Origin of the sequence: Caballeronia sordidicola (assembly GCF_002220365.1) — a bacterium.
Lineage (GTDB): Bacteria > Pseudomonadota > Gammaproteobacteria > Burkholderiales > Burkholderiaceae > Caballeronia > Caballeronia sordidicola_C.
On record NZ_MTHB01000250.1, the window covers coordinates 1 to 10,012 of the forward strand.

General features: G+C 59.6%; 12 protein-coding genes and 1 pseudogene. 10 read left to right on the forward strand and 3 right to left on the reverse strand.

From position 1 onward, the window contains the following. On the forward strand, nucleotides 1-253 hold a 253-nt coding region (locus tag BSU04_RS35230; RefSeq protein ID WP_144021445.1), incomplete at its 5' end, for a transposase domain-containing protein. 251 nt (nucleotides 254-504) lie between these two features. Here BSU04_RS35230 and BSU04_RS35235 read toward each other — a convergent pair. After that, complete coding sequence (locus BSU04_RS35235) at nucleotides 505-1,281, reverse strand: enoyl-CoA hydratase/isomerase family protein (protein WP_218827391.1); 777 nt, start codon at nucleotides 1,279-1,281, stop codon at nucleotides 505-507. Nucleotides 1,282-1,336: 55 nt separating this feature from the next. After that, nucleotides 1,337-1,596 (reverse strand): annotated as a pseudogene (locus BSU04_RS45920) (alpha/beta fold hydrolase); the annotation flags it as partial. 593 nt (nucleotides 1,597-2,189) lie between these two features. On the opposite strand from BSU04_RS45920, the gene BSU04_RS35240 reads away from it, so the two are divergent. The 6 genes from BSU04_RS35240 to BSU04_RS35270 all read left to right on the forward strand — a co-directional run bounded on the left by BSU04_RS35240 (nucleotide 2,190) and on the right by BSU04_RS35270 (nucleotide 6,777). Continuing rightward, entirely contained in the window at nucleotides 2,190-2,762 is a 573-nt protein-coding gene (locus BSU04_RS35240) for a carboxymuconolactone decarboxylase family protein (protein ID WP_089164877.1), read from the forward strand. Between the two features lie 28 nt (nucleotides 2,763-2,790). Next, nucleotides 2,791-3,330, forward strand: a complete 540-nt coding sequence (locus tag BSU04_RS35245; protein WP_089164878.1) for a carboxymuconolactone decarboxylase family protein — start codon at nucleotides 2,791-2,793, stop codon at nucleotides 3,328-3,330. Nucleotides 3,331-3,813: 483 nt separating this feature from the next. Then, entirely contained in the window at nucleotides 3,814-4,035 is a 222-nt protein-coding gene (locus BSU04_RS35250) for a hypothetical protein (protein ID WP_089164879.1), read from the forward strand. 657 nt (nucleotides 4,036-4,692) lie between these two features. Then, nucleotides 4,693-5,259, forward strand: coding sequence for a carboxymuconolactone decarboxylase family protein (locus tag BSU04_RS35260; RefSeq protein WP_089164886.1), 567 nt, complete (start codon nucleotides 4,693-4,695; stop codon nucleotides 5,257-5,259). A 53-nt stretch (nucleotides 5,260-5,312) separates the two neighbouring features. Next, the gene (locus BSU04_RS35265) at nucleotides 5,313-5,987 is read left to right on the forward strand and encodes a peroxiredoxin-like family protein (RefSeq protein ID WP_089164881.1); all 675 of its coding nucleotides are present in this window, start codon (nucleotides 5,313-5,315) and stop codon (nucleotides 5,985-5,987) included. 67 nt (nucleotides 5,988-6,054) lie between these two features. Further along, nucleotides 6,055-6,777, forward strand: a complete 723-nt coding sequence (locus tag BSU04_RS35270) for an SDR family oxidoreductase (protein WP_089164882.1) — start codon at nucleotides 6,055-6,057, stop codon at nucleotides 6,775-6,777. Between the two features lie 132 nt (nucleotides 6,778-6,909). Here BSU04_RS35270 and BSU04_RS35275 read toward each other — a convergent pair whose 3' ends face one another. Then, entirely contained in the window at nucleotides 6,910-7,794 is an 885-nt protein-coding gene (locus BSU04_RS35275; RefSeq protein WP_089164883.1) for a LysR family transcriptional regulator, read from the reverse strand. A gap of 166 nt (nucleotides 7,795-7,960) precedes the next feature. Between BSU04_RS35275 and BSU04_RS35280 the strand changes: the two genes are divergently transcribed. The 3 genes from BSU04_RS35280 to BSU04_RS35285 form a co-directional block, all read left to right on the forward strand. Continuing rightward, on the forward strand, nucleotides 7,961-9,067 hold the full coding sequence (locus BSU04_RS35280; protein WP_089164884.1) for an alkene reductase: 1,107 nt from the start codon (nucleotides 7,961-7,963) through the stop codon (nucleotides 9,065-9,067). Between the two features lie 17 nt (nucleotides 9,068-9,084). Continuing rightward, nucleotides 9,085-9,231: a hypothetical protein gene (locus BSU04_RS46820; protein ID WP_179258545.1), complete on the forward strand. Its 147-nt coding sequence runs from the start codon at nucleotides 9,085-9,087 to the stop codon at nucleotides 9,229-9,231. 328 nt (nucleotides 9,232-9,559) lie between these two features. Beyond that, nucleotides 9,560-10,012, forward strand: a 453-nt coding sequence (locus BSU04_RS35285; RefSeq protein WP_218827392.1) for a hypothetical protein, incomplete at its 3' end; no start/stop codon positions are given.

The following is a 10,012-nucleotide window of genomic DNA, read 5'->3' on the forward strand; positions in this document are numbered from 1 at the left end:
AGAACGGGAAGTGCGCCCGTTTGCTACCAGCAGAAAATCGTGGTTGTTCAATGATACGGTGGCCGGCGCGAAAGCCAGTGCAACGATCTACAGCTTGATGCTCACCTGTCGGGCGTGCAACGTTGAGCCGTTCGAGTACTTGTGCGAAGTGCTCACCGAGTTGCCGCAGCGCGCGGCCGGTGCCGACGTGAGCGACTTGTTGCCATTCAACATCGGCGAGCGGCTCGCTCGACGCAAACCAACCTCCGACTAACGCTTCTAATGCGTCGGCTCCACGCCGACGCTCACTCCCATCCTTCGCTTTGGACATCGCCGACCTCGGTCGTCGCGGTGCGGCCCTGTTCGTCATGTCAACGTGTGCGTAATTGAGCGATTACGTAGATACCCCAGGAGGATGTCGATGATGATCATCGGCGCGCTGCAGTGCCGGCACACTGAGACCGGCATTGTCGGGCGTAATCGCTTCCCGGATTTCCGCAAATCGAGAGGAGTGGCTCGTAGCGGTCAGCTCCTCGCCTGCATTGCTTTCACAAGGGCGGCTGCGGAGGCGCCTTCGAGCGACAACCCATAGCCAACTTCCTGCACGATGCGTTGTTTCAAGGGCCGTATAAAGTGTACGCGCGTGTTGCGGCGTGTCACTTCGGGCGCTTTCAAATACTGCCTCGCCAATTCCTGTGCGCGGCTAAGCGTCTGGCCGTTTGGCACGACCTCAGCAACCACTCCCCACTCGCGTGCGACAGCCGCCGTAATCGGGTGCGCATTCAGCAGGAAAGCTTCTGCCCGTCCCGCGCCCGCGCGATAGCTCCAGGTGGTAAAGATGCCGTCGCCAGGCACGACACCCGCAGCATAGTGGCCCATGTCCTGGAAGGTAGCGCCTTCTGCTGCCACAATGACGTTGGCCAGCAGCACATACTCTGAGTGGATATGGGCACGCCCCTCGATAGCCGCGATGACCGGCACGCGTATATTGGCTATGTTTTCCAAGGCCTGAACGCCTTCGTCATGGATCCGGCTCCAAACGTCGGGATCGGAGACGTCCTTGAAAGTCGCCCAGTCAACCCCGGTCATGAAGTCCCCGCTTGAACCCGTCAGGATGACGATCTTGTTCGCCCGATCCTGAGAAATCCGGTAGAACGCATCGACGACCTCCGTGTGGGCCTCCGCCGTGAAAGTGAGCGGGCCTCCATTGCTATGGAATTGCACGACCAGCACGCCGTCCTCATCCCGTGTCAGGTTCAAGCTGCGGTAGGCAGTGAAATAATTGTCCAGAATCGTTTGCATGATGTTCCCCTATGTTCGAACGTACTGAGTTGGCCTCGCCGGTCTGCAGCGGGGCAATTTCAAAAGATGCTAGCAATGTGCGTAGGTCGTCCGCAAAGGTGTCGTAGTCATAGCGCCGGTCCACGGCTGCCTGGAATGCCCGAAGCCACCCCGGTCATGATCAATGCAGCGAAAACCGTCGTCCGAGAGAGACTTCGTCTGAAGTTCCCACATGTCGGCATTCAGCGGCCATCCGTGAGCGAACACGACCGGCTTTCCTGCACCCCAGTCCTTACAGTGGAGCTGTGTACCGTCTGCAACAGTGGAGTTCGACATTGGTGGTCTCCGGTTCTGACGTGATTGTTCTACCCGCTCGGCATGCCGATATCTCGCTGGATCACGATGAAGCCTAGAATAAAAAGCAGACTAAATCCTCGTCGGATACCTTAAAACTTCTGAAGCTCGGCGCAGACATGCCTCGCCAAACACGGCAAGCCCGCGCACGACACCCATGCCCGCCGCTGTTCCGTTCAGGTCAAATCTGAACATCAATAAATACAAACGCATCGAAAACGCATCGTGACAAACGGCACGAACGCGCGCTTACCGATTGACCGTTCGCCGACCTCGGATGCCAGACCTCTGACGTTGGAATTGCGGCCCAAGGTTGACGCGGCGGTTGTTAGCGGGGGAAAGGTCAGCGTGGTAGAACCGGCGCGGGCATAAGATTCATTCCTCCAGGCGATGCCGCGCTCCGGAGATTGAGCGCCTGGTCGAATCGGGATGTCATCAGGCACTCGACCCCATGCCGGCCCGGAATGAGAGTTATGCCGCGAGGCTGTCTTGTGTGCCCTTGCCGCCTCGCACATCATATCCCAACCGATAATTTATCATTTGATTAACGAAGATTTCGCCGAGCGGAACAAACGATGAGCACCTTTACTTCATACACGATCGAAACAGCGCCGGCCGCCTCGAAAGCGGGTCTGGAAGACGCCCAAAAGACCTTTGGCTTCGTGCCGAACCTGCAGTCGCATATGGCCGAGTCACCCGAACTCCTTGCCGGCTACTCTACGCTGTGGGATCTCTTTTCAAAGAGCACGCTCACCCCGCACGAGCAGCAGGTTGTCTATCTGACATCGAACTTCGAGAACAACTGTCATTACTGCATGGCCGGGCATACCACGCTCGCGGGAATGATCAAGATGGACCCCGCCGTGATCGCCGCGCTACGCGAAGGAAAACCGTTGCCCGACCCGAAGCTCGAAGCCATGCGCCGCTTCACGACCTTCGTCGTCCGCGAACGCGGGTTTGCTTCGGACGCCGACGTCGAAGCGTTTTTTGCAGCCGGCTATACGCGCCAAAATGTGCTCGAAGTGATTCTTGGGGTTGCCACGAAGGTTATGAGCAACTTCACGAACCATATTGTCCATACCGAATACGATCCGTTCATGAAGGGCAACGAGTGGACGAAGCCGGTCGATGCGAACGCGGTCGCGTGATCGGCACGAACTTTCCAGGAGAAATGGCATGACCACGATTAACGTCCCAAAACGCGAGGAAGTCGCCCCCGCCAACCAGGCTATCTTCGACAACCTGAAAAGCAAACTCGGTTTCGTACCGAATCTTTACGCGACGCTCGCGCATTCGGAACATGCGCTTGCCAACTACCTCGCTTTCCAAAATAGCAAGAGCAGCATCACCGGAAAGGCGCGCGAAGTGGTGGATCTCGTCGTTAGCCAGGTGAACAGCTGCGAATACTGCCTCGCTGCGCACACGATGATCGCCAGGAACATCGGCTTCACAGACGAACAGATTCTCGAGATTCGTAGCGGCAAAGCGAGCTTCGACCCGAAGCTTGACGCGCTTGCGCGTCTGGTGCGCAACATTGCGGTCAATCGAGGCCACGCTGATGCAGCCCTCGTCGACGCGTTTTTCGCAGCCGGCTGGACAAAGGAAAACCTCGTCGATGCGATCGTCGTCGTCGGTGACAGGACGGTGACCACCTATTTGCACGCGACGACACGCATTCCGGTTGACTGGCCCGCGGCGCCGAAGCTTCCCGCCTAACTTGATGGAGGCAGCCGCCCGCGACACGTTGCCCGCCGCCGGTGGATGCCGACAAGCGTAGTCGACTGATTGCAGACCTCGGTAATCAACACGCGCTGATCCTGAGCTACCCCGGGTTGTTGACGACAGGTGCTAGCGTGAGCCCTGGCCATCGGCCATAAATGGCTGGTGCATGCCAGGAAGCGGCCGTCAACGGGGCGGCTGGTGAGTGACGCTTCATGGCCGACCCTCTGCCTGACGCGGGTCGGCCGCACGCGACCCATTTCGGTAGTCTGCGGCTCCCGAAAGCTGTCCCAGAAGATCAGGAACGCGGTCCCTCGGCTTCCGAATGAAAGTGAACGCCAAGGTGCGCAGCCGCCAGCGTGTCTTCGTTGATTCCGCCAAAGACGTAGTCGGCAGCAGGTCTGCTTGCGCACAGACCGCCAGCCGCACACGCCGCAAACTACCCGGGCTCAAATCTGTCCAACCCGCTGGGAGGCACAGATGAAACAGGTATCACTAACTATTCCAGAAATTGGATTGATTGCCGGAACACGGGCGGCAGGCGCTGCATGCCTCGCACTGTTGCTCAGCAACCGAATTAATCCGGAACAACGCCGCGCCATCGGCTGGACGCTGCTCGCCGTAGGGGTCATCACCACGGTGCCATTAGTCGCGCAAGTGTTTGGAAAATGTCAGGCATACAAGAGCCCCGACGAGAGGTGAAGTAATAGTGCCAAGGCCGGAGCCCAATATACTGGTCAGCGTCAGCGGCGTGCCCCCATGTGTTGCCCTTTCTCTGCGGGAGCACATGTTGTGCGCAATGGTGCTGCAATGACCGGTTCCGGAAAAATTGGCGGGCCCGACGACCGACGGGTCCTGGCCGGTCACTGCCTCATGCAATTCGCACGAAGTCTGAACTATTGGAAGACTGCGATCGACAGCACGCGACCCACAGATGCCGGTCGTCTCGACATGTCGGCAATGGCCGTTTGCGAGGTACAAGCGCCGCTCGAACTTGCGGATCGCATGGCAGGTCGTCTCTGATAGAGGCCATTCGGCGGAGGGTTTGATTCGAACGAGCCTGCGGCCAAAGCAGCCGTGGAGTTCAGTGAAGATCCCAAGAGGCGAGCGTCGGCTTTTTCGGCCGGAGCGGTGCGATCTGTCCTTAAACAACCAGAGATCCCGCTTCGGCTCTTTGGCGCGATCTAGGGGCAAGGGCAACGTTGTCTTAGCCGTGTCGTTATGTCGGCGCGATTCACGTACCCATATTCCTTGGGGGAATGAGTGTTATGCGCCGGCGCTGACTTCTGTGCGCAAGCGACCTGCGCGAACATGGCTTCCACGATGTGCCACCTGACATTCACGGACAAAGGCGACCCCATGACCAACTTCATCGCACACGCCATCGAAACCGCGCCGGAAGCATCAAAGGCAACGCTCGAGGCCGTCAAATCCGCCTTCGGCTTCGTACCCAACCTACAGGCGAACATGGCTGAGTCGCCGGAACTTCTCGCCGGTTACTCCGCGCTGTGGGACCTGTTTTCTAAAAGCACGCTGACGCCGCATGAACAGCAAGTCGTGTATCTGACGTCTAACTTCGAGAACAACTGCCACTACTGCATGGCAGGGCACACCACGCTTGCCAAGATGATCAAGGTGGACGAAGGCGTCATCGCTGCGCTTCGCGCCGGCACTGAAATCCCTGATGCAAAGCTCGAAGCGCTGCATCGCTTCACGACCCTTGTTGTTCGCGAACGCGGTTTTGTCGCCGATGCCGACGTCGCCGCGTTCATTTCGGCCGGATACACCCGTCAGAACGTGCTTGAAGTGGTACTCGGCGTGGCGACGAAGGTGATGAGCAACTACACGAACCACATTGTCCACACGAAGCTCGACGCGTTCATGGAGGGCAACGAGTGGACCAAACCGGTTGCGGTCGCAGCCTGATCTTCAAGCGCAGGAGCCTAGGCTCCCGCCGTCACTCAATTCAAGGAAACGTTATGTCCCTCCAAGCGAAACTCGACGCCTTCAAGGCGGACTTCAAAGCCGGTAAGGCCCCCTTTTTCGCCCCTGCGGAGATTCATCCGATCATGGCTCGCGCCACGGCCGAGCTGATCGCTTCTGGCCAGGCCGGCCGTGCGTTAAAGGCAGGCGACGCCGCGCCCGAATTCACACTCTCGGACTCCGAAGGCAACCCGGTCTCATCAGTTCAACTGCTGGAGCAAGGGCCGCTCGTCATAAGTTTTTATCGTGGCGTATGGTGCCCGTACTGCAATCTCGAACTGCAGGCCCTCGAAGAAGCGCTGCCGGCATTCAAGGCGGTCGGCGCAAGCCTCATCGCGATCTCGCCGCAGAACGCGGTTAACAGCCGTAAATCCGTTCGCACCAACAGCTTGAGCTTTCCAATCCTGAGCGACACACGTAACGACGTCGCCTCAGCCTTCGGTATCCGTTTCGCGTTGCAAGACTATCTGGTCGACCTGTACAAGATGCTCAAGAACGACCTGCCGGCTTTCAACGGCGACGACAGCTGGACGCTACCCATGCCTGCGCGCTACGTAGTTGGCCAGCAGGGTACGATTCTGTATTCCGAAGTCAATCCGGACTACACGCATCGGCCGGAGCCGCAGGACATGTTGCCGGCGTTGCGTACCCGTGCTGGCGCGGCCCTCTGAACGAAGAGACAAGCGTATTCGACGCTCGTGCCCATGAGCGTCGGACCAACTTTCAAAAGAGGCGAACATGACATCCCGTACTTTCCTGATTACTGGCGCAAGCAAGGGCATTGGCCGGGCGTTGGCAGAGCGCCTTTCCCGCAACGGCCACACAGTTGTCGGCCTTGCGCGTCACGGGGATGAACCGAGCTTTCCCGGTGTGCTGATCCCCGTCGACCTGTCGGATCACACTGCCACCGACAAAGCCTTGAAGCAACTGAGCAGGCAGTACGAGTTCGATGGCTTGGTCAACAACGTCGGTCTCGTTCGCCCGCAAGCTTTGGGAAGCATCGAGCTTGATGATCTTGACGCAGTCCTTGCATTGAATCTGCATCCCGCGGTGCAGGCAGCGCAGGCGCTTCTCCCGCACATGCAGTCGCAGGGTTGGGGCCGCATCGTCAATATCTCAAGCCTGACCGTGCTCGGCATGGTCGAACGTACAGCGTATGCGGCAGCAAAATCGGCGCTCGTCAGCTTCTCCCGATCATGGGCGCTGGAACTGGCGACAACGGGCATCACGGTCAACGCTGTATCGCCCGGTCCGACCGAGACAGAGCTGTTTCGCGTCAACAATCGTCCGGGAAGCGCCGGTGAACGCCGTTACCTCGCGTCAGTTCCAATGAATCGATTCGGCAAGCCCGATGAGATCGCCGCCACCATCGAATTTCTTTTGTCCGACGATGCGGCCTTCATGACCGGCCAAACATTGTATGTGGATGGCGGCGCATCGATCGGCAAGGCGCTCGTCTGAGGCTCGCTGAATCGCTGAAATCAACGCCGATTTTTGGTGCAAGCAAGCGCTAACCATTTCGGTCATCACGGTAGGCTTGATCACCGACGCACGGCCGGGGCGAAGGTATCCTGCAGTGACCTAGGCGATAGCCTATGCGGCGAGTGTAGCCTCGACAAAAGCGACGAATGCTCGCGCCTTGGCGCTAACTACCCGTCCCGTCGGGAAAACTGCCCATAAGTCCATGGGCGGTAATTCCCAGTCTTCAAGCACAGCAGTCACCGCGCCGCTTGCCAGCTCGGGCGCGAACATCCATTCGGACGCAATCGCGACGCCCATATCAGCTAGCACCGCCGCGCGTACGCCTTCGGCCGCATTCACGTGCATGCGGCCCGACACGGCCACCGCCACTTCCGATGCATCGCGCTTGAACGACCACGCCGTCCCGCCACCGCGTTGTTCATACACGATGGCCTGATGTGCGATCAGGTCCGCGGGCACCATGGGCGTTCCGGCTGCATCGAAATAAGCCTGCGTGCCAACAACATGGCGCCGGCTTTGCCCCACCTTTTTCGCGGTCATGCTCGAGTCCGCGAGCGCGCCCATGCGCAGCGCCACGTCGATACCTTCTTCCATCAGGTCGACGTTTCGGTCATCAAGGATCACTTCGATAGTCAGATCGGGGTGCGCTGACAGGAAACTCTTCATGGAAGGGACAATATGCAGCCGCGCAAACGTCACAGCCGCACAAATGCGCAGACGCCCCGACAGGCTTGCGCCTGAACCTCGTGCCGCATTCTCGGCTTCGTCCGCTTCTTCTATTGCCCGTTTAGCGCGCTCGTAGAACTGCTGACCAGCATCCGTCGGCGATAAGCCGCGCGTCGAACGCAGCAGCAAACGCACGCCGAGCCGGTCCTCGAGCTGGGCGATCGACTTCGACACCGCCGGTTGTCCGACGTTGAGCCGCCGTGCGCCGCCTGAGAACGATCCCGCCTCGATCACGCTTACAAACGTTTCCATCGCTGTCAGTCTGTCCATGAGGTTCCTCTTTCGATGATAAGCGTGCGCTTGCGACACCAGCTCGTGAGCCTATTCCATCCGGGAATTAATGATATCGCCACTACCGGTCTGCCGCTCGAAGGAGTTGACGCCCATAGTCCTTTCACCGAAGGACAACTCGTCAGCACATACCAGGAAACCCGTCATGAAGTCACTCTTTTCAGTCGCTGCAATTGGCCCGTATTCGCTCAAACATCGTGTCGTGATGGCGCCGCTCACGCGCATGCGTTCAAGCGATGGCAACGTCCCCAATGACCTAATGGCAGCGTATTACGCGCAGCGTTCGACCGACGGCGGCTTGATCATCTCCGAAGCGACACCCGTCTCACCGCGCGGATATGGCTACGCAAAGGCGCCGGGCATATATACCCAGACGCAAGTGGAAGGCTGGCGCAAGGTCACTGCCGCCGTTCATGCAAAGGGCGGCCGGATCTTCCTGCAACTCTGGCACGTGGGTCGCCAGTCGCATCCGCTGCTGCAACCGGATGGAGCGGCGCCGGTGTCATCGTCGGCGCTGCAAGCCGAGGGCGACGCGTATGCGGAAAGCGGTCCCGTGCCGTTTTCCATGCCGCGAGCACTGGAGACGCACGAAATCGCCGGCGTTATCGATGAATTCCGTCAAGGTGCGCAGCGCGCGCGGGAAGCCGGCTTCGATGGCGTCGAGATCCACGGAGCAAACGGTTACTTGCCCGATCAGTTTCTGCAGGACGGCACCAACTTGCGCACCGACATCTACGGCGGCCCGATCGAGAACCGCGCGCGCTTTCTGCTGGAGATCACCGAAGCCGCCGTGACCGAGTGGGGACCGGGACGCGTCGGCGTGCGCATCGGCCCAAGCGGAACCTATGGCTCCATGCACGACAGTAACCCGCAAGCGACCTTTGGTTATGTCGCAGACGAGTTGAACCGCTTCGGGCTTGCGTACCTTCATATTGTTGAGCCGCGCATCAAGGGAACCGAAACCGTCAAGGTCGATGCACCGCCGCTCGCCGCCCAACATCTACGCAAGCGCTTTCACGGCACGATCATAGCGGCGGGCGGCTTCGACCGGGCCAGTGCCGAGGCGATCGTGCGCAGCGGCGACGCGGACTTCGTCGCTTTCGGCCGCCACTTCATCTCGAACCCCGACCTGCCAGCGAGGCTGCGCGATGGCCTTCCGCTCACGCCGTACGATCGCACGACCTTTTACGGCGGCGATGCGCGCGGCTATATCGACTATCCGATCGCTGTCACCGAAACCGACGCAGCCTGACCCACGAGATTTCCCCCATGACCACGCAGCCGCGTTACCCTGCCCTGACGCTCGCGTTGCTTGCAACCGCGCAGTTCATCATTGCGGTGGATTACAACATCGTGTATCTCGGCGAGGTTCAAAGCTGCGTTACACATGCGAGGGGCGAAGATAATGCGGGATAATGTGGCCCCATTTTCGACGTCACGCCCCCATGAATCAATCCGTTTGCGCTGCCCCCACAAAACTGGCTACCAACGAACGCAAGATGATGGCCTTTCGAGCTTTGGCGGGCGCAGAACCGGTCAGCGCCCTGGCCGCCCGGCATGGCGTGAGCCGCCCGCTCGTCTGCCGGCAGATGCACAAGGCCAACGCCGCGCTGGATGATCTCTTTCCGAATGAGCAGGCTGACGACCAGAACAAGGTGCTGTTCTCGTTGCCGGTCACCAAACGATGGCTGGAACAGGCCACGCTCGGGCTGACAATGATCGCTCATGCCTCGATGCGCGGGTCGTGGAATTCATGCACGATATGCTGGGCGTGTCCATTAGTTTGGGCACCGTGCACAATATCCACCAACGGGCGGCGCAGCGCGCCATCGCCGTCAACAACAGCGTTGAGCTGTCGCCGATCCGGGTGGGACTGCACGATGAGCTTTTTCAGGGCTCGCAGCCCGTGCTCGCCGGCATCGACGCCGCCTCGACCTATTGCTATCTGCTGGCAACCGTTGACCATCGCGACGGCGACACCTGGGCGGTCCATCTGCTCGACTTGAAGGCGCGCGGACTGAGTCCCCATTACACGATTGCCGATGCTGGCACTGGTCTTCGCGCCGGCCAGAAACTCGCCTGGCCCGGTACTCCGTGTCATGGCGACGTGTTCCACATCCATCAGCAGTTCGAAACGCTCGTCAACATCTGGGCGCGCATCGCCAGCGGCGTACGCACCGAGCGCGAAGCACTCGAA